This window comes from Arthrobacter sp. UYEF21, from assembly GCF_040546085.1.
In the GTDB taxonomy this organism is placed as follows: Bacteria; Actinomycetota; Actinomycetes; order Actinomycetales; family Micrococcaceae; genus Arthrobacter.
This window is the reverse complement of the sequence record NZ_JBEPNF010000016.1, coordinates 20,601-42,082: the sequence shown is the minus strand read 5'-3', so window position 1 is coordinate 42,082 and position 21,482 is coordinate 20,601. Positions and strand designations below refer to the sequence as shown.

Here is a 21,482-nt window from a genome sequence, read left to right as displayed (position 1 = left end):
CGATCCGTCGTTCTGGTACGGAAGCCGCCGGCTCATCCAGGCCTCACGGCGTGAGCGGGCCGCGGATGACACGCAATGCAAGGTCCGCGTTGCCTTTCAGGACGGCGGTCTCCGAAAGGCTGGAGCGTCCCCAGAGGCCCAGGTACATCTCATGGGGGGCCGCGATGACCGTCGCTGCGATGTCCCCCTCGCCGACATTCCAGGCCGTGCCGTCGGGCAGGGCGAAGGTCACGGCGTTCCCCGGGTCGGTCATCCGGCCAAGCCGGAGCTGTCTCGGGGCGAACACGGCCAAGGCCTCGTCGATCCCGTCGAGCAGGAACTCTTCACTGAACACCGGGTCGGCCAGGCCGGCTGTCTGGTGGGCGTCGACCAAGTGGACGGCGTGTTCGTGTGCCTGGCGGCGAAGCCAGAACCCGGCCGTCCGCGGGGGAGGACCGAAGTTCCAGCAGGGCGCCACAGGGTCCACTGATGCCATCGCGGCCAGAAAGCCTGGTGCCCCTTCGAGGAACCAGGGCGCGGCCCTCCCGGTGGGTGCGGCCGGCTCCTCTACGAACTTGCCTGCCCGAATCACCCCTGCAGCCCATCGTTCTATCGAACCGAGATGCCCGAAGAGGACATCAAGTGTCCATCCCGGACAAGCCGGAACGGGTCGGTCCAGAATGTCCTCCGGCCGGCTGGCCAGGGCACCAAGGGCGTCGAGACTGTGGGCGAGCTCGGCAAGGTGGCGTTCAGGCAACATGGGTCGAGCCTATCCGAAGGCACAGCCGGCTGGCGCTGGTGCCTGGCAACTCCTAGCCAGCACCCTTCCCCCTGGTGCGCCTGCTTGCATCCCACGGCCCGTCTGCTTGCATGGAGGCATGACTGAGCAGCCGCCGGCAGCAGTAACCGAAGACTTGGACCGGCTGCAGGCAGCGCTGCCATCCCCGCCAGAACAGCGTCCAACCTCCTGGTCGGGACCTGGAACATCCGCGCGCTGGGGGATCTGACCGCCCAGTGGCTGGCCGGGCCGAAAGACTCACCCAAGCGGGACTGGCATGCCATCGCCTGCCTGGCCGCAATGATCTCCCGGTTCGACGTCGTCGCCGTCCAGGAATCCCGCCGCAACCCGCTGGCCCTGAAGCGGCTCGTTTCCAGCCTCGGACCGGACTGGCGAGTCATCATCTCGGACGCGACCGAAGGAGCCGCCGGCAACGGCGAACGCATTGCCTTCCTGTATGACAGCACACGGGTCCAGCCCTCGGGCCTGGTCGGGGAGATCGTGCTGCCCCCGATCGGGGAGGACCCGCAACGACAGTTCGCCCGCACCCCCTACACCGCCAGCTTCGCCAGGAACGGGGTGGAGTTCACCCTCGCGTCCGTGCACATCCTCTGGGGCAGGAGCCCCGCGGAGCGGCTGCCGGAGATCACGGCCTTCGCGCAGTGGATGCATGACTGGGCGGCCCGGCCCAATGACTGGAACTCGAACCTGATCGTGCTTGGCGACTTCAACCTGGACCGGATCGGTGACCCGCTCTACGAAGCGTTCATCTCCACGGGACTGTGGCCGCCGGCCGAGCTGAACATCGTCCCGCGGACGATCTTCGATGACGACAAGACCAAGCACTTCTACGACCAGCTCGCCTGGTTCTCCAAGCCGGACGGCACCTCCCTGCTGAAGGGCCTGGCCTACGGGCAACGCGCCGGAACGTTCGACTTCATCCCGCACGTCTTCCAGGGCTTGAGCCGCAGCGAGGTGTCCTGGCGGATCTCAGACCACCCGAAGCATGTTGCTCCCGCAATGTCGCGGACGATTTCCACACTCTGCCACCAGGCAGGCATTGATCTAAGCGACGCGATGGAGGTGCTGGCCTTCCCCACGACACTGGGGCTGGTCGCCAGCGGTATGGGTCTGGCCATCGTTCCAGCCTCGATGCGAGCCACGGTGCTGCCGGGGCTTGTCTACGGCGACCTGGCAGACAACGACGCAACATCCCAACTATCTGCCGTTTTGCCGGACGGGGAAGTTGACGGGTTGACGCGACAATTTCTGAAGACCGCCAACGCGGTGCTAACAAAGCTGACGCATCACGGACTGTCAGGATGAGTCTGGTGTGTGACTGTTAACTTCGTTGGCGGCTCACATTTTCGGCCGACGCCAACACCACGTCGCCATTCCGGGAGCACCGCGGCCGCCGTGGCATGGGCGCGTGAAAGGCGCTGCGCAGATGTTTTAGCCGACAGTCGTTTGCGCGGCGGCGGTGTGAACCGTCCGCCGCACTGTTGTCCGGCTGTTTGTGTTAGTGCTTCTTGAAGGCGTCTTTGACTTTCTCGCCGGCCTGCTTGAGGTCGGCTTTGACCTGATGGCCTTTGCCCTCGGCCTTGAGCCGGTCGTTGCCGGTGGCGTCGCCGGCGGCTTCTTTGCCCTTGCCGTGGAGCTTCTCGGCAGCGTTGTGGATCTTATCTCCCAAACCCATCGCGGTCCTCCTTATTTGGACGCTCCCGCGACGTGAATGCCGCAGAAGCCGACAACTAATTGTAGGGATGAAACCGACACGAATGGCTGCCCTAGACAACCCGAATATCCGGTTGTCCAGGGCCTCACCGGGGGTCGTTGCCGCCCGGAGGATCCGGGCCGAGATTGCCGGAGGGGGTATTCGCTGCCGTCTTGAGGGCAATAGGCGATCAGGGTGTGCAGATCGACCCCGAAGGTGGCCATGAGGGGCCAGAGCACGATCGCGACCAGGCCTTCGAGGATGTTGCCGGGAATGTTCCATGCCACAAAGTAGCCGTGGGTGGCGGCGACGACTACTCCGATGGCCAAATAAACGAATCCGACCAGGCCAATTCCGCGCCTGCCTGTTGGACGTCTGCGAATCCGCGCCTCATCGCTTATCTTCCTACGCGGGTGTAAACAAATTATAGGTGCGTCCGACTCATTCGGGGAGACCAGCCGGGAGGACGTCATGGGCGATCGCGTCGTTCCCGAGCTGCCTGATCCCCGAGGTAGCCCAGCTCGGCAGAACACCCTCAATCATGTCTAAATGCGATGAGCCGCCGGGCATTCTTTTAGGCTGCGGTGTCTAATGACGGGCATGAACTACTACAGCCTGGCGGCGCAGGAACGGACGAAGGACTTCGCGTACGATGCAATCGAAAAGGTACTCGGCAGCATGTTCGAACCGCCGAGCAGGCAGGCACTGACAGTGCGGTGGAACCAAGCCGTTGAAGCCATCGCCAAACACCTTGAAGTACAGGACAAGGGCACGTAATAGGCAGCACGGCCGCTGCGCCTGTTGCGATACGAACATGCCGCAGCGAATACCTCCACCGGATCCGGGGATGCGGCCACTTGGCACTGCAAACACGGCCATTTACCGATGCAGGCCACACGAAGAGTCACGACACGCCGTGGCATTCTGAACCACAACTAACCCTCTTAAGACGTCTCCCAGCGACCGAACTGAACAAGTGCGTTCTGCGCACGGGGCATGGGCTGACGTGACCGACTTTGCGCCCGGTATTTGGGGCGTTCTGCTCAAGTAATCTGGGAGGAGATCCACTGGCGGGCGTCGAGTTCGCTCATGCGCCGGTACAGGGTCGCCCGGGACATGCCCAGGTCACGGGCCACCTGGGTGGCGGGCTGGCCGGCGTCGATCAGGCGGCGGGCGTTCTGGATCTGGCTGTCGGTGAACCGTTCCCGGCGCCCGCCCAGGTCCCTGCCCGCGGCCCTGCGCTTGGACACTGAATCGGTGATCCGTTCCCGCTTGATCTCCAGTTCCATCTGCGCCAGGGCTGCCATCACGGTGAAGACCATGCCGCCCATCGGCGTGCCGGTGTCCACGTCCCCGCCGCCCAGGTTCAGCACCCGAAGACCGATCCCTCGCTTTCGCAGCACGGTGGCCAGCTCCAGCATGTTGGCGGTGGAACGCCCCAGCCGGTCCAGTGTGGTGATCACCAGGGTGTCGCACCCCTGCAGGGCATCCAATGCTTTGTCGAATTGCGGCCGGGCTGCCCTGGCGCCGCTGACCCCATGGTCAACGTAGAGGTCATCCCGCCGTACCCCGGCGGCCAGCAGGTCCGCGATTTGCCGGTCGGTGTCCTGAGCCCGGGTGGATACCCGGGCGTATCCGATCAACTTGCCCATTCCCGACTCCAGAGTGTCCCGCAACAGTAGTTGACTATCGCAATTTTACTTCCTACTTACGGGACATAGTAGCAAGACAGCACATTCATTGAAGCGTCAAGGGCATCGATGTGGATTTGATCGCTATGTGGCGGCGTTTTGTGATCGCTCGGTGTCGCACCAGCGCCCGTAAGCCGGTCCTCCACCGGCCGCGGCAGCATCACCTGGTGCGCTTTTCCAAAAGGCCGCCGCCCCGGCCTGTGGTGGTTAACGCTTCTTGGCGGTGTTTTGTGATCGCTGTTTGGCGCTAGGTGCTGATGACGGGGTGGGCGTGGACAGAATCACTCGTGCTACCAATTGCAAGTCCCTTGCAAAGTGCGGGTTTTTGCACGCGAACTTTTAGCACGGGACCGGCTAACTCATATAGCTGACAGTCGGAAGGACTAATTCGAGGAAGCTCTCCCTCTGTGGGCCAGAGCCGAAGATAGTTCGAGAGCTACTATGGCCTCGGTCGGGGCGCTGGGATCCGGAGCATGTTGGCCGAAGTGCAGGGCACGCGGCTTCGCCTCGATGGCCCCCTTCCTGCATTGCCCCGACTCCTGTGTGCCGTTCAGTTCGCTAGGAACATCTGGACTTCACGGAGGAACTCTTCGAGGTGCTGGAACAGGAATGCGTGCCCGGCGTCGCTGTAAAGAACCAGCTTGGCGTTGGGTAGTTCCTGCACCGCCGCATAGGAGCTGTAGGCGTTAATCATGACGTCGTGGGCGCCGCCAGCGTAGAGCACTGGGGCGTCGATGGTGGCCAGATCCCGCGCCACGTCCTCCCAGGGAGCGGAGAGTGTTGCGGTGATGGCTTGGAGCTGGCCCATGGCTGCATCCTGCGTGACTTGCGGTGCGTCTGCGGGCATCTCCGCCTGGACGCGGCCAAAGTGGTCCAGGCCCTTGGCGCGGGCCTCCGGGGTCTCCGGGTAGAAGAGGTACAGCAGGTCCTCGAGGTCTGAATCTCGCTTGGTCATGATGGTGGCCACCCGGTCCGGCATGGCCACCATGCCGGGGGCCGTGCCTGAACCGCTGCCGGCGATGACCAGCTTGCGGACCAGATCCGGGCGCTTCAGTGCCATTTTCTGGATGACGACGCCGCCGAAGGACCAGCCCAAGAGATCCACCTGATGCAGTCCCAGGGCTTCGGCCAGGGCGATGGCACCTTCCGCGAAGCCGTTCACGGTGGTCAGCGGGGAGCCTTCGGTGTAGCCGATTCCGACGTTGTCGAAGAGGATGACGTCGCGTTCTGCAGCCAGGGACTCGATGAATCGCGGGTCCCACCAGTCAATGGTGGCGCGGAACCGGTGCAGCAGAAGCAGGGGTACCCCGCCGGTGGGTCCCAATCGGCGGTACGCGAAGCTTGTTCCGCCTGACTCGATTTACTGCGTGGTTGCGGTTGCTGCTGAGTAAGTGGTGCTGCCCATGATTTTCTCCTGCTCTGGTGTCCGTTGTTTCTTGGGGAGTGGGGTGGTCATGCCTGGGCGTTGGCCTTGGCGACGTATTCACCCATGTTGTATTCGAAATCGAGGCCGACCTCGGCAGCGATTGCCTGGGTGGCTGCGGCCCGCACCTGGAATCCCGGAAGCGCCAGTGACCGTACGAACTCCGAGAACGCCGTGACAAGGTCGCCCACCGGCGGCAGGGTGGCGCGATTGACGGCGGCCTTGGCGGCGGCGAGTGAGGCCTTGTCGAAGCTGGCCAGACGGGCCACCATGGCATCGACGAAGGCGTCGAGCTCGGTGTCGGGGAGGGCGCGCGTCACCCAGCCCCACCTCTCGGCCTGCGCGGCGTCGTAGTCGCCGCTGCCGAGGATGGCTTCCAATGCGCGGTCACGGCCCAGGAATCGGGGCAGGCGCTCAGTGCCGCCACCGCCGGGCAGCAGCCCGGCGCCGACCTCGGGCTGTCCGAAGATGGCCTTCTCCAGGCTGGCGTAGCGCAGGTCCAGGGCCAGTGCCAGCTCGTTTCCGCCGCCGCGGGTGCGGCCCCGGATAGAACCAACGGTGATGAAGGGGGCATTCGTCAGGCGCACCACCAGGTCCGTCCAGATGGGCAGTTCGCCGGGGTTGGGCACCGGCAGCTCGTCGACGGCGGCAAGGTCGAAGTGGTTCAGGAAGAAGTCAGGCACGTCGCTTTTGAAGAGGACCACCTGGACATCCGCGTCGTTTTCGAGATCCTCGACGATTTCGTGCAGCCGGATGGCGGTCTCGGCGGCGACCACGTTGGCCGGCGGATTGTGGAAGGTGATAGTGGCGATCTTGGGGGTGGGGCGTTCCAGGATGACGGTGCTTGCAGTGTTCATGATGATGCTCCTAACGGGCGTGCTGGATGGATTGGTGGGGCGTGGTGGATGAGTGCTTGCTGCGGCGGATGGTGGCGCCCATGAAGTGCACGACGGCGCGTCGCGGGAGGAAGCGGGCGGCGATGGCCAGGGGACGCCCGTTGGTGATGACCGAGGGGCGGTGCCTGGGCTTGTCCACGGTGTCGATGGCCGCCTTCACCACGTCTTCAGGACGCGCGCGGCGGGTTCCGTAGTCCGCTGCCTGGCTGCCGGCGGCGTCGAAGAATTCCGTGGCCATGGCACCGGGTGAGATGGCGAGGACCCGGAGGCCCGTTCCGCGGGCCTCTTCCCAGAGGGATTCGGTGAAGCTGAGCACGAAGGCCTTGGAGGCGCCGTAGACGCTGAGGTAGGGCGTGGGCATGAAGCCGAGGAGGCTGGCGACGTTGATGAGGATACTCGTCTTTTGCTTGGCGAAGACGTCGAAGTAGGCGTGGCTGAGGTCGACCAGGGCGCCGATGTTCAAGGTGATGAGCTGCTGCAACCGCTGGGGGTCTTCTTCGCCGAAGGGGTTGTGCGTTCCGAAGCCTGCGTTGTTGACCAGGCCTGTTGCGAAGATCCCCCGGGACTCGAGTTCTGCGCGGAGTGTGCGGCCGGCGTCGGGCCTGTCCAGTTCGCGGGCAATGGTGGTGACCTTGACGCCGTGCTTGGCGGTCAGTTCCTTCGCGAGGGCAACCAGCCGGTCTTCACGGCGGGCGATCAGGACGAGGCTGGAGCCGCGGGCGGCGAGCTGGCGGGCGAATTCCGCGCCGAGGCCGGAGCTGGCGCCGGTGACGATGACGGTCTGTGTGCTGTAGTCAATAGTTTTCATATGCACACTCTATGCAGGGTTCTGCACAAAGTGCAAGTTCTTTCTAAAACTGTACCGTTGTACTATGGGTGCATGCCCACTCCTTCCCCCCTCCGCCTTCAGACCCGGGCTGTCGTCCGATCTCTCCTTGCCCAAACCGCGATGGCACTGTTTGCCGAGAAGGGATACAGCGAAACCACTGTCGATGAGGTCGCCGCGGCGGCGGGAGTGTCCCGGCGCACCCTGTTCAACTACTTCCGCACCAAAGAGGACCTCGCGCTCAGCGGCCTGTCGGAGCAGGGGGACGTTATTGCCGAAAGGCTCAGCGGTCGTCCTGCCGATGAAAACGTCTGGGTATCGCTGCGCTACGCGTTCCAGGTTCTCGACGAGATAGAGGCCACCCCTCAGCACAGGCTTGAAATCACCTCGATGCTTTTCGACAACGAAGCGCTCCGGGCCGGTCATGCTGAGAAGCAGGCGCGGTGGACCGATCTGCTGGCACCTCTGGTTGAGGCGAAGATCCCCGACTCGGGCGACAAGACTTTTCAGGCGAGGGCGATCGTGGGCACCGCCATCACCTGCCTCCAAGGCGCCACGGAGGAATGGCTTCGACGCGAGGGTGCAAAGCCATTGTTCGACCTGTATGACACCGCAATAGCAGCAGTGCGCACCCTGTAACCCGCTCCGCTTGCATTTCACCAGTCGCTAGGCCATCCGCAGCCACACTCATTCAGGCCCACCTCACGAAGGCAGATTCGTCATGACACGCACGCTCCCCGCCCCTGACTTTAAGAATCTCCAGGACGCCTACCGTGCAGAAAGGGTTGTGATGCTTGATTTCGTGGGCGGACTGACCGATGCCCAGTGGAACGCGCCCAGCAAGGCGGCCGGCTGGAGCATTGCGGACATGGTGGGGCATATCGGCTCCACTGCCCACAACATGTACATCCCCGCCGGCGTCCTCTCCTCCCGCAAGCCCAGTCTTGAAGCAGCCAACGAGGGCCCGGTGGAGGTTCGCCGGAGCTGGGGCAGGGAACGGGTCATGGCCGAGTTCACCACCTCGACCCGGACGGCGGATCGCATGCTCAGCATGGTCCGGCGCACGCCGTTGCGGAACGTGCCCATGCAGCTCAACGAGCTGGGCAAATACCCCATGGCGCTGCTGGTGGGCGGGGCCCTAGTGTTCGATCTCCACACGCACCTTCGCCACGACATGGCTCCTGCCCTGGGGCTGCCCACCCCACCCTCTGACAGCGAACGGATGAAGGCTGTGCTCACCTGGATGACAGCGGTCCTGAGTAACCAGACGGCCACGGCTCCCGTGCCGGGTCTCGACGCAGGTCTCACCCTGACGCTGACAGGACCGGGCGGCGGCAGCTGGTGGATCGATTCCCACGGCCTCTCGAAGCCCGGAACCAGGGCTCCTGCGGCACGCATTACGGCTTCCGCAATTTCCTTCCCGGATTGGGGGACCCAGCGCTCATCCTGGCGCGACGCAGAGGTTTCGGTGGAGGGCGACGCCGGCCTGGCCGCCCAATACCTGGACACTGTCAACATCATCTGAGTGGTCGGCAGTGGGACCGTCGGAGTATATTTGACCTGTAGGTACAAAATAGGTAGGTTTAGGTAATGGGCAGAGCCAAGCAGTTTGATCCGGAGGCAGCCATCGTTCAGGCGATGGACGTCTTCTGGCGTCAGGGCTATGCCTCGACAACACCCCAGGGGCTCGCCGATGCGCTCGGCATCGGCAAGGGAAGCCTCTACAACGCCTTCGGTGGCAAGCGGCAACTCTACGACCTGGCACTGCAGCATTACCTCGAAGCCCAGAGGGCCGTTCTTGCCTCATGGTTGGAGGCCCCCGGGCCGGTCAAGGAACGCCTCCGCAGCGCGTTGACGTTCCTGGTGGAGACCGACCTTGCCGACCCCCACCAGCGGGGCTGCCTCGCCACCAACAGTGCCGTGGAATTCGGCACTGCTGACAAAGAGGTTGCCAGCCGGGTGGGCAACCTGTTCGACTACACCGAGCAGGCCTTTGCCTCGGTCATCATCGAGGGCCAGGCCACCGGCGAACTGCGCTCCGACCTGGATGCCGGCGCCGTAGCCAGCATGCTGCTGAACACGGTCACGGGACTCCATGCCCTGGCCCGCGTCGATCATGGCGACGGGCGGTTGCAGCGGGTTGTTGGCGCGACGGTCGACCTGCTTTAAGGGACTCCGGGGCTGGTCCGCATTATTTTTTCAGCTTTTTCTGTACCTGTAAGTCAAATAAATCGACATAGGAGACACTGCAATGACTGCACCACTGACCCTCGCTATCTTCACCGCACCGGCCCAGCCCGTGAACATCCCCATGCCGGCACCCGAGGGCGGGTGGACCTGGCCGTCCACCTCTGTGACCCTCGTATGTGGTGAGCGCGAAGCGATCCTGGTGGACACTGTCCCCGGCGTTGCGGACAGCCATCGGCTTGCCGACTGGATCGAAGCTTCCGGAAAGGAACTGACCTCCATCTACATCACGCACGGGCATTTCGACCACTTCCTCGGAGCCGCAGCACTGGTGCAGCGCTTCCCTAAGGCCCGGGTACTCGCCACCCGGCCCACTGTGGATCTCATTGCTGAGGAAGCCGAAACCCGCAAGGAACTGGCGAACTACACTCCAATGTTCGTCCAGGAGATCGGCTCCGAGATTGTTGTTCCCGAAGCTGTCGTTAATGGCCGGATCGAGCTTGAGGGCCACGAGATCCTTGCCGTTCCCACCGGACAGTCTGACGTCAGCGACTCCTCCTATGTCCACATCCCGGAGCTGAAGGCTGTCATCGTCGGCGACATTGCCTACGGCGATGTGCACCCAACCCTCGTCGACAGCACCCCCGAAACGCGACGGAACTGGATCAAGACCCTCGAGGCCATCCAGCTCCTCAAGCCCGAGACCGTCGTGCCTGCCCACCGCAGCGCCGAATCCGCCCTCGGCGGCGAGGTCCTCGACGCCACCATCGCCTACGTCCGCGACGCCAACGAACTGCTCGCCACGAACCCGACCGCTGAAGAGTTCACCACTAAGATGCTCGCTGCCCACCCGGACAGGATCAACCTGAGCACACTGCTCTTCGGCACGGCTCTCCTGGGCCTCCGCCAGGCATAGGAGCGAAGTTAGGTCCGAACTACCGGCAGCAGGATGCCAGCCGGACCGGCCTCGGCGACCGGCTTAAGCTGACACCGGGGCCGGCTACCTTTTGCATTCCATAGGTCACGGGAGGCGAAAGAGATCACCCGCAGTGCTCAACATGTGTAGCCCCTCCGAGGAAAATGCCAGCAGAGTGCTCTTTGTGACTCACGGGTGGCGTCTCGAAATACAAAAGCTTTTCGAGACAATTCGCCCGCCCGAAAATCTCAGCCGGTGCCTGCACCTGTAATTCTTCACGCTATTTGGCGCGAATATGGCGGCGATATTTGGCGCGGTCAGGTGCCGATGAGCAGAGTCTCCCGGGCTGCTTCGACGACTTCCTTCGTGATGCTGTTGAGCTGGTTAATGTCGCGGATGCGTGTGATCTGGGTAAAGAGCCGCTGGATGAGTCGGAAGTTCCCGTTGGTGATGCGTGCGATGGAGGCGATAGCTTCGGCGTCAGTGAAGTCCTCCGGGTCGATACTTAGGCCGAGTTCCTGCCAGCGATTCGTCAGGACGAAGGTGAGTTCTTCGGTGCTGAGGGTCCGGTAGTGGTGGGCGAAGCCGATGCGGCTGTAGAGCTGGGGGTAGCGGGCGAGGCGTTTTTCTATGCCTGGCATGCCGATAAGGATGACCCCCATGGTGTGGCGGTCGAAGTAGTCCCTGACCTGCTCCAGCGCCGGAGGTTTGAGTCGGTCTGCCTCGTCAATAATGAGGAGTTCGGTCAGGCCGGACGCTCGGGAATCGCGGTGCTCGAAGACATTGATGTTGCCTTCCCGGGCGTATTCGATTGCCCAGGAGATTCTCTGGCAGGTCCGGGGCAATTGCCGGTCGATCTCTCGGGGACTGATGGTCACTGTGGGTGTCCAGAATGCTGTTCTGGCTTCGAGGGCGCGGGCTGGAATGGGATCGGTGTTCGTTTCGCCGGTCCGCTGCCATTGTTCCCATTCGGTCACGCCAGCGTAGGCGCGTGCGGAGAGGGTTTTGCCGACGCCGGGCGGGCCGTAGCAGACGCCGATGTGTCGGTTGGTGCGCACCGCGGTGGCAAACTCCGTGAAGCGCCGGTGCTCCTTGGTGATAAGAAATGCCGGCGTGTCGGGCGGGACCGGTGGTGGTGCGGCCGAAATCTCGCCGAGATCGGCGGACAGGATGCGGCGTCCATCGTCGTTCTCGTCTTTGGCGGGCATGGGCGTTCCTCTCCTTGGGTCACTCTTCGGCGTAGATGCGGAGCCGGTGCTCCTGCGCACTCATGGGTTGCTGACTGGCCTCAGTGGGTTCGGCAGGTGCCGGCGCCGTGTAGCGGTAGTCGGCAGGGAGGGCATCGGCGAGGCTGAGTTTGGTGCGCAGTTGCTTCTTCAGGTCGTTCCGGCGGCCTGATCTGGCCGCCTTGAGTTGCTTGAAGGTGATGGTTCCTGCGGCGAGTTCCGGGGTAATGGCACGGCAGAGGAAGGTGTCCTGGTGCCAGACGCGGATTTCGGCGATGTCCCGGGGGTCGTAGCGGATGGTGACGGCTTCTCCGACGAAGGCGGAAAGTGTGAGGTCCAGGTAGCGCAGGCCGTTGAAGTGGATGCCGTCGCGGTGGACGATGCGTTGGTGTGCGACGGTCAGGAGCAGGTGGTCAAGGTCTTCGGGCCGGGCGGGCATTCTGGGGATCCAGCCGCCGGCCTGCCATCGCGCGCTGGGGACCTCTCCGGTTTCGGAGTGTGTGCGGTGGTTGTATTCGTCAACGATGAACTGCTCGAGGTCGGTGTCGAGCTGTTCAAGGGTCATGGTCGGCGCCGTTGTGGGAGTCCCGTGGGTGCCGTGGGGGATGAAGCCGGGCAGATGCGGCAGGAGTTCGTCGGTGATGGTGCGGTAGAACCGTTCAATCTTTCCGCGGCCCTGCGGCACGCCGGGGAGGGGATGGATGAGGCGGATGTGGGTGTCAAGGCAGACCCGTTCAAGGTGGGTGCTGGTGAAATCGGCGCCGTGATCGCTGTAGAGGACATCGGGCAGACCCATGACGGGCCAGCCCGGATGTTTCTTGCGCTGCACGGCCTGGTGGAGGGCAAGTGCGGTCTGGATTGCGGTCGGGGCACCGGTGAAGGCGGTGTAGCCGGCGATGGCGCGGGAGTAGTCATCGAGTACGACGGTCAGCCACGGGCGTGCGCGTGCGCCGGCGGCGTCGACGATCTCGATGTCCAGCTCGGTGTGGTCGCACTGCCACTGCTCGTTCGCGCGGCTGGCGGTGCGCCGGTAGACCAGCTCGAACCGGTCGGGGTAGGCGGCGTCGCCTTCGAGGGCGATTGTGCGCAGCCCCGGATCGATCGCGGCACCGCCCGGACCGTTGAGTAGCTGGGGGCGGAAAGGCCCCGGTCGAGCGTGACCGCACAGATCCGCCGGTGGATGAACGCGATAGTCGGTGCCGGCCGGCGGAGCGCGAGGCCTTCGATGACGCCAACGATCTCAGGCGGAAGTGAATGGTTCCCGCGGTCCGAGCGTGATTGGCGGCCCAGGGCCCTGACCGACCCGCCGGCGCGGAGTGCTGCCGTCCACCGTTGCAGCGTGCGGAGGGGAATCCCGGCTTGACCGGAGATTTTGGCGAGGGGAACACCTTCGTCGAAGTGCTGCCGGAGCAGTGCAGCGCGTTCTTAGGCCGACAGCCGATGCTTCATGACCGGGCAGCCGCCTGCTGGTGGCGGTAGAGCGTTGCCCGGCTCCAGCCAACGAGTCGGGCCGCGTCTTCGGCGGTGCGCCCTTTCGCGCGTGCATCCTGGGCAATGGACAGTTTGTCTGCAATGACGATCGGGTCGGACGTTGGCCGACCAAAACGGGTGCCGCTTTTTCGGGCGGCGGCGATCCCGGCGTTGACACGCTCAACAATCAGTTCGCGTTCGTACTCGGCCAACGTGGCAAGCATGTTCAGCATCATCCGCCCGGTCGATGTCGCCGGGTCGATTCCGTCAGAGATTGACCGGACATGGATGTCGCGTGCCCGCAGCAAGTTCACCGTGTTGAGAACATCGATCAGCGACCGGCCCAGCCGGTCGACCCGCCAGACCACGACGGTGTCGCCTTTCTCTGCATATTCGAGGAGTTTCTTCATGCCGGGCCGCTCGACCGCGGTCCTGCTCCCGGACGTGACATCGGCGAAAACATCCCGTTTTTGAACCCCGGCAGCAACCAGCGCATCAAGCTGAAGCTGTGAGTCCTGGCTCAAGGTACTCACGCGCGTGTATCCGAGATGCCTCATTTGGCCATTTTGCCTCATAAAGTCCAAGAGTGCAGCGGCTCAAGACAGTTTTCGTCGAGACGAGTTCCTGAGACATGGGAAGGGCCCAAGCGGCGGAGACGCCGGTCAGGATTTTTGGGACGAACGAATCGTCTTGAAAACCTTTGGGTTTCGAGACGCCAGCAGCATTTCAGTTGGAGCACGTTCTCCAAGGTTCGAAGTTGTCGTACTCCGCACCATGTGCGCGAGCTAATCCCGAGCGCCTGCACGCTGTATCACCTCGAGGGCTGGTCGCCGGGCCCGGTCGGGGACTGTCCAGGGCCGCCAACAATTCGCCGCGGCCAACTCTGGCCATGCGGGGCACAATGGGAGTAAGTCATCGATTGAGACCGGCCCGGCCCTGCGGAAAAGCGTTGAGTCGGGGTCAGCCAGATCATTGAGTTATTTCACTGTTCACAACCTTGATTCCACAACATGCAAGTTTAGGGAATGGAGATTACGGTGTCTCAAACAATTCCAGCGGGCGCAAGTCCGCGTCTCTACAACGAAGACCTCGCGCCGACCGAACACCGCACGTGGGGTTTCTATTCGCTGTTCGCGATGTGGATGTCCGACATTCATTCACTCGGCGGCTACACCTTCGCGGCCGGCCTCTTCGCGTTGGGTCTCGGTGCCTGGCAGGTGTTCCTGGCACTGGTCGTGGGGATCATCATCGTCTTCTTCCTGATGAACCTCTCCGGCTACGCCGGCCAGAAGACCGGCGTTCCCTACCCCGTGCTCGCGCGGGTTTCCTTCGGAACGTTCGGCGCCAACCTGCCCGCGCTGCTTCGTGCGCTCGTGGCAATCGCCTGGTACGGTATCCAGACCTGGCTCGCCTCTCGCGCCGTCATCATCATCACCCTGAAGATCTGGCCCGATCTGAAGGGCCTGACGGAGAACAACTTCCTCGGCGAATCCACCCTCGGCTGGCTGGCATTCCTGTTGATGTGGTCTCTCCAGCTTCTTCTGCTTCGAAACGGCATGGAGACGATCCGGCGGTTCCAGGACTGGGCCGGCCCGGCCGTGTGGGCGGTGATGGGCCTGCTTGTCGTCTACATCTTGATCAACGCGGGCTGGAACATTTCCCTGGACTTGCCGGGGGGAAAGGCGGAATGGGGCGTCACACATGCGTTCTTTGCGGCCATAGCGCTGACGGTGACGTACTTCTCCACCCTGATGCTCAACTTCTGCGATTTCTCCCGCTTCGCGCCATCTCGCAAGGCGGTGCGCACGGCGAACCTGTGGGGGCTGCCGGTGAACTTCATTGCCTTCTCCGTGGTCTCCGTTGTCGTCACCGCCGGCACATTCAAGGTCTACGGGGAGCACATCTACGACCCGGTCCAGATCGTCGGGCGGATCGACAGCATCTGGGCGCTTCTGCTCGGGGCCGTCACCTTCGCTGTCGCAACGCTGGGAATAAACGTCGTGGCGAACTTCGTCTCGCCGGCCTACGACCTGGCGAACGTCTGGCCCGCGAAGATCGACTTCAAGCGGGGCGGCCTGATCGCCGCGATGATCGCGCTCGTCATCACGCCCTGGAACCTGTTTAACAGCCCCGTCGTGATCAACCTTTTCCTCGGAGGGCTCGGAGCGCTGCTCGGGCCGCTGTTCGGGATCATCATGATCGACTACTACGTGCTCCGCAAGCAGCGCGTGCTGGTTCGAGACCTGTTTAGGGAACAGGGGTACTACACGTATACGGGCGGCTGGAACCACAAGGCCGTCATCTCGTTCCTCGGCTCGGCCGTCCCGGCGGTGATCTTCGCGCTCGTTCCCGTCTTTGGCGCTCTCTCGGCCTTCTCCTGGTTCATCGGAGCAATCGTGGCGGCCGCGGTGCATTACTTCATCTCGCGCAACGACACGAGTCTGGCTGAATCGATCGTAGCCGCGACGGCCATAGAAGCTGAGCCCGGTGCGACCTCGACGCAGGTTGTCGCCGGATCATGACCCCAGTGGGCGAGGTCGCCCACTAGGACACGGGCGGCACGGTCGGCCTTCGTGGACGTTGGCTTCAGGGGCAGCCAGACGCACCGGCGTGGTCTGCCGCCGCACCCGCGCCATCAACCGGTTACGGGCGCAGCCGCCGGAGTCATGCCACGGAAAGTGCATTCGGCTACTCCAATAGCAAGGCCGTGTTAGCGGCCACGAAAAACTGCCCACAGGCGGCCAGCTCGTTTTCGGTGAGGGCAATCGCGGTGGCCACCGCCTGACTCCGCCGCTCGCTCTTCGGCTCTTTGTTTCAGGCGTAACTGACCGAGGTCTCCTCGTTCTGGCGTTTTTCGATCCCGCCGCGGCGGATCAGTTTGCCGGTCGGTGTCCGGCCGTCGATCAGTGTGCCGCGGAGGTAGGTCTGCCGGATGACGCCCGAGAGCGGGCGGCCGTCGTAGGGGGTGATGGGGTTTTTGTGCTTGAGTTTGGAGACGTCCACGACGTAGGCCTCGTCCGGGGCGAAGACGGAGAAGTCGGCGTCGTAGCCCAGGGCGAGCCGGCCCTTGGTGGTCAGGCGGGCGAGTTCGGCGGGTTTGGCGGCCATCCAGGAGATGACTTGTTCCAGGGTGATGCCGCGGTGCCGGGCCTCGGTCCAGATCAGGGACAGTCCCAGCTGGAGGGAGGACACTCCGCCCCAGGCGACGGCGAAGTCGCCGTTGTCCAGGTCTTTCAGGTCCAGGGTGGAGGGGGAGTGGTCCGAGACGATGCAGTCGATGGTGCCGTCCTGCAGTCCCTTCCAGAGCAGCTCGCGGTTGGACGCCTCGCGGATGGGCGGGCAGCATTTGTAGGCGGTGGCGCCGTCGGGGATTTCCTCGGACATCAGAGTGAGGTAGTGCGGGCAGGTCTCCACGGTCAGGTGCACGCCGTCGCGCTTTGCACTCGCGATCATGGGCAGCGCATCGGAGGAGGACAGGTGCAGGATGTGGGCGCGGGCCCCGGTCCAGCGGGCGCGTCGATGACTTCGGCGATGGCCTTGTTCTCGGCGCCGCGCGGGCGGGAGGCCAGGAACGTTTCGTAGTGGTCGCCGCCGGGGTGCGGGGCGCGGTCGATCGCGTGGGAGTCTTCGGCGTGGACGATCATGAGGGAGTCGAAGGACTTGAGCTCGGCCATGTCCTCCTCCATCTCGTCCGCGTCCAGGTGGGGGAACTCGTCCACGCCGGAGTGCAGCAGGAAGCACTTGAAGCCGAACACGCCCTCGTCGTGCAGCGGGCGGAGGTCCTGCTTGTTGCCTGGCACTGCGCCGCCCCAGAACCCGACGTCTACGAACGCCTGGTCCGCGGCGACTCGCGCTTGAGCTTGAGGTTCTCCACGGTGGTGGTGGGCGGGATGGAGTTCAGCGGCATGTCGATGATGGTGGTCACGCCGCCGGCTGCGGCGGCCCGGGTCGCGGACGCGAAGCCTTCCCACTCGGTCCGGCCCGGCTCGTTGACGTGGACATGGGTGTCCACCAGGCCCGGGATCAGGGTCTCATCATCGGCCAGCTCGATCACTTCGGCACCGGTCAAGCCGTTGCCCAGCGGCTCGATCGCCGCGATCTTGCCGCTGCGGACGCCGACCTCGCGCGCGGCAATCCCGGCGGTGGTCAGGACCCGCCGGCCCCGGATCACCAGGTCATAGTGTTCTGTTGTGTCAGTCATTGGTGCTCACCTTTTCTGTGACGGCGGTGCTCTGAACGGCGGGAAACGGCCATCCGGTCACCACTTTGGGGCGCGGCGGCGCGAAGGTACGGACTTTCGAAGTGGACAGCCCAAGGCGCACCAGCGATTCGGCGATCGTGACCGCGGCTGCGACGCCGTCGACGACGGGGACGCCGAGGCGGGTCCTGATTTGTTCATCAAGGCCGGACATCCCGCCGCAGCCGAGGACGATCACCTCTGCTTTGTCGTCTTCAACAGCGTGTTGGGCCTGGTCGAGGATGGCTTCAATCGCCCGTTCCGGAAACTCTTCGAGCTCAAGAACACCTAGGCCGCTCGCGCGGACGGAGGCGCACCGGGCGTCCAGTCCGGCCAGTTTCAGCCGGTCCTCGATGAGCGGCACTGTCCTGTCCAGGGTGGTGACGACCGAATATTTGTGGCCCAGGAACATGGCCGTGCTGGCAGCCGCTTCGGTGATGTCGACGACGGGTACGTCCAGCAGCTCCTGCAGCCCCTCCCGTCCGTGTTCACCGTAGCCGGCCTGGATGACGGCGTCGTAGGGTTCCGGATAGGCGATGACTGCGTCCATCACTGCGATGGCCGCGAGGTAGCTTTCAAAGTTGCCCTCACAAGAGTCGGCTCCGAACCGGGGTGTCAGGCCGACGATTTCCGTCCCGGCGGCAGCGGCCGCGCGGGCCTGTGTGGCAATTGATTCGGTCATGGAGGCTGTGGTGTTGACGTTGGCGACGAGGATACGCATGGTGTCTTTCGGGTTGGCGGCTGGGAGAGGGGCGGCCGGTCCTCCGTGTCCGGGAGGACCGGCCGGCCGATGGCTGGGGGGTTCTAGTGGAGGCTGGGGACGGCGATCGGCTCTCCGGATACGTCATGGAAGGTCCGTTTGCGGTCGGCGGCGACGAAGTAGGCGATGGCTCCGATGCCCGCGCCGATAAACCAAGAGAACGCGGCGACCGGTTCCAGTGCCGGGATGAAGGCGATGAGGAGCGAGATGATCGCGGCCGGGATGAACGCGGCCACCGCCCGCAAGTTGACGCCGTTGCGGTAGAAGTAGGATCCGTGGCTGGCCTCGGTGTAGAGCTCGGGGACGTTGATCCTGGTCTTTCGGATGAGCCAGTAGTCGGCCATGATGACGCCGAACAGCGGGCCGAGGAGGGCGCCGAGGCCGCCCAGGAAGTAGACGATGACTGCGGGGTTGTTGTAGAGGTTCCAGGGCAGGATGACCAGTCCGACAATTGCGCTGACGAGGCTGGCCCGGCGGAAGTCAAGCCGCTTGGGCATGAGGTTTGTCAGGGCGTAGATGGGGGCCACGAAGTTCGCCATCAGATTCACTGCGATGGTCAGCACGAGCAGCGCGAGGGCGGCCGCCACCAGGAGGAAGGTGTTGGGGATGGATTGGACGATGTCTGACGGGCTGCCGATCACGACCCCGTTGATTTTGAACTGCGCACCGGTGATGACGATGACGATGAGGCCGAAGAAGAGCATGTTGACCGGGATGCCCCAGAAGTTGCCTTTGATGATGGATTTGCGGGTGGTCGAGGCGCGGGTGAAGTCGCAGAAGTTCAGCACGAACGTGGCGTAGATGGAGACCCAGAGTGCGCCGCCGGCGAAGATCTCGAGCCACATGGCACCGCCGGTCAGGGCATCGGGCGTGGAGAGGGCAATGGAACCGCCGGCCTGGATGAACATCCAGATGGCGAGGGCTGACATGGTGATAAGGATGATCGGACCGGCGAAGGCCTCGTACTTGCGGATCATGTCCATGCCGTAGCGGACGATAATGACCTGCACGATCCAGAGGAAGAGGAACGAGGCCCAGCCCAGGGTGGAGAGGCCGAGGATGGAGTCCTTGTCGAGCTCACCGAGACCGGGAGCCAGTGCGATGAGGAGGACGCGGAGTACCAGCGAGGCCAGGTAGGTCTGGATTCCGAACCAGACGATGGCGACGCCGCCGCGGATGAGGGCCGGGATCTGCGCGCCGTGGATGCCGAAGGCGATGCGGCTCATGACAGGAAACGGGACACCTGTCTTGTGGCCCATGAAGCCCGAGAACGTCAGGAGGAGGAAGAGCAGCACCGCACCGACGCCGAGCGCGAGCAGGATCTGCCAGGCGCCAAGGCCCAACGCGAAAAGTCCTATGGCGAACCCGTAATTGCCCAGGCTGTGCACATCGTTGGCCCAGAGGGTGAAGATGCTGTAGGCGGTCCACCGCCGCCCCTCCATCTTCGTTGGCGCGAGATCCTGGTTGTAAAGGCGGGCACTGGTCGGCGCCAGCCCTAGGGCCCGGGTATCGACCGGAGGCTCGTGAAGGATCGGGTCGTGGTGAACGTGATGCGCATGATCCGCGGCGTTGGCCGCATCGATCGGTGGGGTATCAATCTGTGGGGTGGTCTCCGGCTCCGGATTCATGGAAAAGCCTCTCTGGCAATGAAGAAATTTGGTATGCGAAATAGTCCATACAGGTACTGGGGACTGCGGCTCGGAGCTTCCGGCGGGTCAGAGCGTCGGGGAAGCGGAAGGCTCTCGAAAACCGGTAGCCCGGGATGAGCGTTGATCGCGCGGGTTTTAGCACGATGGCGGAGGCAGTGCCTCCAAATGACACAAACCGGTCAGCTGCGGGGATCTGCCCACGGCGGTCGGTGTCTGAATGCGCCGCCGGGGCGATCAGAGCTGAACGGGAGGATGCGCAAAGGCGCCGTGTCCCTCCCGGCAAGGGCCGAACTCGCTTTCAGCCCAGCAGGTTGTGAGATGTACATGAATCCAGACCAATCTCTTGGAATTAATCCTCATCGTCGAGGATGTCAACAACTGTAAGCCGAATCATAGTATTTCACAATAGGATAATTAATTTCCGCATCCCGGAATCCGGGACGCCAAGTCGGGGACCTGGTACGCGAGCGGAAACGGATGTTCGGGTATTTGCCCGGTCCCAGCTCGATCCGAGCCCACTGGGCATCAGTCAACGGCAGTACGAGAGGCACCTCAGTCGTCCCAAACCGGCTACGCAGAGATTAGGAGAGACGCCCTACTGTTTGACGCCCTACTGTTTGACGCCCTAGTGTTCTGCGCCGGAAATCCGTGAGATATATTTGGCGAGGGAACCGAGGATCTCCTCGGCGGTCGTCTTCCAGACGAAGGGTTTGGGATCGCTGTTCCAGCCTTCGATCCAGGCGCTGACATCCTTTTCCAAGGGCCTACACGCTTTTATGGACGCCGCGGGCAGCAGCTGGTCGGTGAGGAAGCCGAACCAGCGTTCGACCTGGTTGATCCAGGAGGAGCCGGTCGGGGTGAAATGCATGTGGAAACGCGGGTGTTCGGCCAGCCAGTCGTTGACGGCCGGGGTTTTGTGCGTTGCGACGTGGCCGCACACCAGGTGCACGTCGAGTTCAACCGGGACGGCATTCGATCGCGGTCAGGAATTTTTTGCTCATGGGTGTGGTTCTTTCGTGGTGCTGTCGTGCGGGGTGTTTTAGGCGGCTTTGACGAGGGGGAGTTCATCCCAGTGGGTGGTGTAGCGGGGGGAGAGCATGTCGCGTTTTATGGTCCAGTCCGGGCCGCCGCGGATGCCGCCGTGGCCCAGGTCGATGGAGCCGCGCCCGTACTTCCGGGTGACGTCCTCCAGGAGCGTGCCGATGTGGCGTTCCTCGTGCGGGTTTCGAACAGGGGCAGGGGTGCCTGGTTGCCGGTGGGGCGGAGGTCGGTGACCATGATCCCGGCCCTGGCGTACCGGATGCCCTCGCAGATGCGGGGCAGCAGCGCGTGGGCGGCCTTGGCGAGCAGCACCGGGTCCGCGGTCGGCATCGGGACGCACACCGAAGGATAGGAGGTGTCGTTCGGGTTGAAGTGTGAGGTGCCGGCGAACGCGGTGAGGACTTTGGCCTGGAGGCCGTGTTTGGCCAGCCGGGCGGAGGCTTGCTGGCCGTAGACGCTCATGACCTGCCGGATGCCGGCGGCGGTGGTGATGGGGGTGGCGAAGGAGCGGGAGAAGATGAGCTGGTCCCGGCCGATGCGTTCTTCCTCCATCGGGATGCACGGTGTGCCTTGCAGTTCCAGGACGGTGCGCGCTGGCCGGAGGGGCGCAGGTCTCGGTGACCGTCCGCATGGACCCGGCCGTCAAACGCGCCATCGCCGGGATCCCGGAGACGGCATGGAAAACCATC

19 protein-coding genes and 2 pseudogenes are annotated in these 21,482 nt (G+C 63.7%); 7 read left to right on the top strand and 14 right to left on the bottom strand.

Annotated features, from left to right (window positions below):
* Window positions 1-43: 43 nt before the first annotated feature.
* Window positions 44-739 (bottom strand): maleylpyruvate isomerase family mycothiol-dependent enzyme, encoded by a 696-nt coding sequence (locus ABIB27_RS15635; RefSeq protein ID WP_354217376.1) that lies wholly within the window; start codon window positions 737-739, stop codon window positions 44-46.
* Window positions 740-919: 180 nt separating this feature from the next.
* On the opposite strand from ABIB27_RS15635, the gene ABIB27_RS15630 reads away from it, so the two are divergent.
* A complete protein-coding gene (locus ABIB27_RS15630) occupies window positions 920-2,083 on the top strand; it encodes a LysR substrate-binding domain-containing protein (protein ID WP_354217413.1) in 1,164 nt (387 codons plus the stop codon).
* 193 nt (window positions 2,084-2,276) lie between these two features.
* On the opposite strand, the gene ABIB27_RS15625 is transcribed toward ABIB27_RS15630, so the two are convergent.
* Entirely contained in the window at window positions 2,277-2,453 is a 177-nt protein-coding gene (locus ABIB27_RS15625; RefSeq protein WP_234754158.1) for a CsbD family protein, read from the bottom strand.
* A gap of 609 nt (window positions 2,454-3,062) precedes the next feature.
* On the opposite strand from ABIB27_RS15625, the gene ABIB27_RS15620 reads away from it, so the two are divergent.
* A complete protein-coding gene (locus tag ABIB27_RS15620; protein ID WP_354217375.1) occupies window positions 3,063-3,248 on the top strand; it encodes a hypothetical protein in 186 nt (61 codons plus the stop codon).
* A gap of 266 nt (window positions 3,249-3,514) precedes the next feature.
* On the opposite strand, the gene ABIB27_RS15615 is transcribed toward ABIB27_RS15620, so the two are convergent.
* From ABIB27_RS15615 to ABIB27_RS15600, 4 genes are all read right to left on the bottom strand, one after another.
* Window positions 3,515-4,123, bottom strand: a complete 609-nt coding sequence (locus ABIB27_RS15615; protein ID WP_354254228.1) for a recombinase family protein — start codon at window positions 4,121-4,123, stop codon at window positions 3,515-3,517.
* A gap of 589 nt (window positions 4,124-4,712) precedes the next feature.
* The gene (locus tag ABIB27_RS15610; RefSeq protein ID WP_354217373.1) at window positions 4,713-5,486 is read right to left on the bottom strand and encodes an alpha/beta fold hydrolase; all 774 of its coding nucleotides are present in this window, start codon (window positions 5,484-5,486) and stop codon (window positions 4,713-4,715) included.
* A 128-nt stretch (window positions 5,487-5,614) separates the two neighbouring features.
* The gene (locus ABIB27_RS15605; RefSeq protein WP_354217372.1) at window positions 5,615-6,442 is read right to left on the bottom strand and encodes an enoyl-CoA hydratase/isomerase family protein; all 828 of its coding nucleotides are present in this window, start codon (window positions 6,440-6,442) and stop codon (window positions 5,615-5,617) included.
* A 10-nt stretch (window positions 6,443-6,452) separates the two neighbouring features.
* The gene (locus tag ABIB27_RS15600; protein WP_354217371.1) at window positions 6,453-7,289 is read right to left on the bottom strand and encodes an SDR family NAD(P)-dependent oxidoreductase; all 837 of its coding nucleotides are present in this window, start codon (window positions 7,287-7,289) and stop codon (window positions 6,453-6,455) included.
* 72 nt (window positions 7,290-7,361) lie between these two features.
* Here ABIB27_RS15600 and ABIB27_RS15595 point away from each other — a divergent pair, with 72 nt between their 5' ends.
* From ABIB27_RS15595 to ABIB27_RS15580, 4 genes are all read left to right on the top strand, one after another.
* Window positions 7,362-7,946, top strand: coding sequence for a TetR/AcrR family transcriptional regulator (locus ABIB27_RS15595; RefSeq protein WP_354217370.1), 585 nt, complete (start codon window positions 7,362-7,364; stop codon window positions 7,944-7,946).
* A gap of 82 nt (window positions 7,947-8,028) precedes the next feature.
* Window positions 8,029-8,832, top strand: coding sequence for a maleylpyruvate isomerase N-terminal domain-containing protein (locus ABIB27_RS15590; protein ID WP_354217369.1), 804 nt, complete (start codon window positions 8,029-8,031; stop codon window positions 8,830-8,832).
* 65 nt (window positions 8,833-8,897) lie between these two features.
* Window positions 8,898-9,476, top strand: a complete 579-nt coding sequence (locus tag ABIB27_RS15585; protein ID WP_354217368.1) for a TetR/AcrR family transcriptional regulator — start codon at window positions 8,898-8,900, stop codon at window positions 9,474-9,476.
* 82 nt (window positions 9,477-9,558) lie between these two features.
* Window positions 9,559-10,410, top strand: coding sequence for an MBL fold metallo-hydrolase (locus ABIB27_RS15580; protein ID WP_354217366.1), 852 nt, complete (start codon window positions 9,559-9,561; stop codon window positions 10,408-10,410).
* 317 nt (window positions 10,411-10,727) lie between these two features.
* On the opposite strand, the gene ABIB27_RS15575 is transcribed toward ABIB27_RS15580, so the two are convergent.
* The 3 genes from ABIB27_RS15575 to ABIB27_RS15560 form a co-directional block, all read right to left on the bottom strand.
* A complete protein-coding gene (locus ABIB27_RS15575) occupies window positions 10,728-11,618 on the bottom strand; it encodes an AAA family ATPase (protein ID WP_354217365.1) in 891 nt (296 codons plus the stop codon).
* 19 nt (window positions 11,619-11,637) lie between these two features.
* The gene (locus tag ABIB27_RS19480) at window positions 11,638-12,603 is read right to left on the bottom strand and encodes a transposase (protein WP_502909237.1); all 966 of its coding nucleotides are present in this window, start codon (window positions 12,601-12,603) and stop codon (window positions 11,638-11,640) included.
* Window positions 12,604-13,081: 478 nt separating this feature from the next.
* A complete protein-coding gene (locus ABIB27_RS15560) occupies window positions 13,082-13,663 on the bottom strand; it encodes a recombinase family protein (protein WP_354217363.1) in 582 nt (193 codons plus the stop codon).
* A gap of 468 nt (window positions 13,664-14,131) precedes the next feature.
* Between ABIB27_RS15560 and ABIB27_RS15555 the strand changes: the two genes are divergently transcribed.
* Window positions 14,132-15,628: an NCS1 family nucleobase:cation symporter-1 gene (locus tag ABIB27_RS15555; protein WP_354217362.1), complete on the top strand. Its 1,497-nt coding sequence runs from the start codon at window positions 14,132-14,134 to the stop codon at window positions 15,626-15,628.
* A gap of 292 nt (window positions 15,629-15,920) precedes the next feature.
* Here the strand turns inward: ABIB27_RS15555 and allB are convergent.
* The 5 genes and pseudogenes from allB to ABIB27_RS15530 form a co-directional block, all read right to left on the bottom strand.
* Window positions 15,921-17,307: pseudogene (gene allB, locus ABIB27_RS15550) on the bottom strand (allantoinase AllB).
* Window positions 17,300-18,064 (bottom strand): aspartate/glutamate racemase family protein, encoded by a 765-nt coding sequence (locus ABIB27_RS15545; protein ID WP_354217360.1) that lies wholly within the window; start codon window positions 18,062-18,064, stop codon window positions 17,300-17,302. Before ABIB27_RS15545 ends, allB begins: the two are co-directional and overlap by 8 nt.
* An 83-nt stretch (window positions 18,065-18,147) precedes the next feature.
* Window positions 18,148-19,731 carry an NCS1 family nucleobase:cation symporter-1 gene (locus ABIB27_RS15540; protein WP_354217359.1) on the bottom strand — a complete coding sequence of 528 codons (1,584 nt, stop codon included), beginning with the start codon at window positions 19,729-19,731 and terminating at the stop codon, window positions 18,148-18,150.
* Between the two features lie 646 nt (window positions 19,732-20,377).
* Window positions 20,378-20,701 (bottom strand): transposase, encoded by a 324-nt coding sequence (locus ABIB27_RS15535; RefSeq protein ID WP_354254227.1) that lies wholly within the window; start codon window positions 20,699-20,701, stop codon window positions 20,378-20,380.
* A 90-nt stretch (window positions 20,702-20,791) separates the two neighbouring features.
* Window positions 20,792-21,384: pseudogene (locus ABIB27_RS15530) on the bottom strand (DinB/UmuC family translesion DNA polymerase); the annotation flags it as partial.
* Between the last annotated feature and the right edge of the window lie 98 nt (window positions 21,385-21,482).

Coding starts and splice junctions, on each gene's coding strand:
- ABIB27_RS15620 (WP_354217375.1), top strand. CDS start 3,063: ATGACGGGCATGAACTACTACAGCCTGGCGGCGCAGGAACGGACGAAG.
- ABIB27_RS15590 (WP_354217369.1), top strand. CDS start 8,029: ATGACACGCACGCTCCCCGCCCCTGACTTTAAGAATCTCCAGGACGCC.
- ABIB27_RS15545 (WP_354217360.1), bottom strand. CDS start 18,064: ATGCGTATCCTCGTCGCCAACGTCAACACCACAGCCTCCATGACCGAA.
- ABIB27_RS15575 (WP_354217365.1), bottom strand. CDS start 11,618: ATGCCCGCCAAAGACGAGAACGACGATGGACGCCGCATCCTGTCCGCC.
- ABIB27_RS15605 (WP_354217372.1), bottom strand. CDS start 6,442: ATGAACACTGCAAGCACCGTCATCCTGGAACGCCCCACCCCCAAGATC.
- ABIB27_RS15540 (WP_354217359.1), bottom strand. CDS start 19,731: ATGAATCCGGAGCCGGAGACCACCCCACAGATTGATACCCCACCGATC.
- ABIB27_RS15555 (WP_354217362.1), top strand. CDS start 14,132: ATGGAGATTACGGTGTCTCAAACAATTCCAGCGGGCGCAAGTCCGCGT.
- ABIB27_RS15615 (WP_354254228.1), bottom strand. CDS start 4,123: ATGGGCAAGTTGATCGGATACGCCCGGGTATCCACCCGGGCTCAGGAC.
- ABIB27_RS15585 (WP_354217368.1), top strand. CDS start 8,898: ATGGGCAGAGCCAAGCAGTTTGATCCGGAGGCAGCCATCGTTCAGGCG.
- ABIB27_RS15560 (WP_354217363.1), bottom strand. CDS start 13,663: ATGAGGCATCTCGGATACACGCGCGTGAGTACCTTGAGCCAGGACTCA.
- ABIB27_RS15600 (WP_354217371.1), bottom strand. CDS start 7,289: ATGAAAACTATTGACTACAGCACACAGACCGTCATCGTCACCGGCGCC.
- ABIB27_RS15580 (WP_354217366.1), top strand. CDS start 9,559: ATGACTGCACCACTGACCCTCGCTATCTTCACCGCACCGGCCCAGCCC.
- ABIB27_RS15595 (WP_354217370.1), top strand. CDS start 7,362: ATGCCCACTCCTTCCCCCCTCCGCCTTCAGACCCGGGCTGTCGTCCGA.
- ABIB27_RS15635 (WP_354217376.1), bottom strand. CDS start 739: ATGTTGCCTGAACGCCACCTTGCCGAGCTCGCCCACAGTCTCGACGCC.
- ABIB27_RS15625 (WP_234754158.1), bottom strand. CDS start 2,453: ATGGGTTTGGGAGATAAGATCCACAACGCTGCCGAGAAGCTCCACGGC.